General features: G+C 50.5%; 1 protein-coding gene. It reads left to right on the top strand.

Annotated features, from left to right (window positions below; translation table 11 throughout):
• On the top strand, positions 1 to 684 hold a 684-nt coding region (locus AC4PR2_RS29285), incomplete at its 5' end, for a PFL_4669 family integrating conjugative element protein (protein WP_492176099.1).
• Between the last annotated feature and the right edge of the window lie 118 nt (positions 685 to 802).

Raw genomic sequence — 802 nt, 5'->3', positions numbered from 1 at the left:
AAATCGACGTTAACCGTCCAGTTGCATACACAATATGCAATATTGTTATGGGAGGGACGGCAGCGTGAGAAAGAGTCAAATAAACCACAAATAGTCAGCATGCCTCAGGTCATCGCCCGGGCAGGGAAAATTAATGCTGATTCAAACGCTGACAACCCTTATGCCGATGGCGCGATGTTGTCGTTGGAGCAGGCTATTGAACGTGGCACCGCGCGATTGCAGAGTGCAGTCGCAGAACTTGATAACGTCTTATCCAGCTTGCCGGGTCAGGTCTCGATGTCAGAAGTCTCATCAGTATCACCGCTGAATATCGGTGTATTTAGTCGTACTCCGCTCGGGTATCGTTGTGTCTGGTTACTCGTTGGCTTTGATCAGCTGGCTATGAAAGCATTTCAGGCATGGCACTATGGGTTGATCTCTCGTCAAAAGCGGGATGACTTGCTGAGCCAGGGGGGGCATTGGGTACGGCAGGTTTATGGGGTTGTGCAGCAGTACAGATCTGTAGCTGTAACGCGTGATGATATTCGCCTTCAAACGCCGGTTGGTATGGAGGCGGTCAAGCGCCTGGGGGAACCTGACGCAGACATTATGTCTGGCACATCGCGTTCCGCTTTTTCGCCCCCACTCAATAAAACTTCTGTGCCAACATTGCCCACCTCTTCAAAAAAAGGAGCTAAATCATGATTATGAATCGACAGGTAAAGTCTTTTTTGATGCCAGGTGTTCTTTGCGCCGCGTTGTTGTTAACGGGGTGTGCAGGCACTGCGTTGGGCGAGTGGAACCAGAAAATCAGTGACGCTGC

The sequence above is a fragment of the Serratia sp. A07 genome (genome assembly GCF_058725505.1).
Note: the sequence above shows the minus strand (reverse complement) of the source record. Positions and strands in the feature narration are given on the sequence as shown.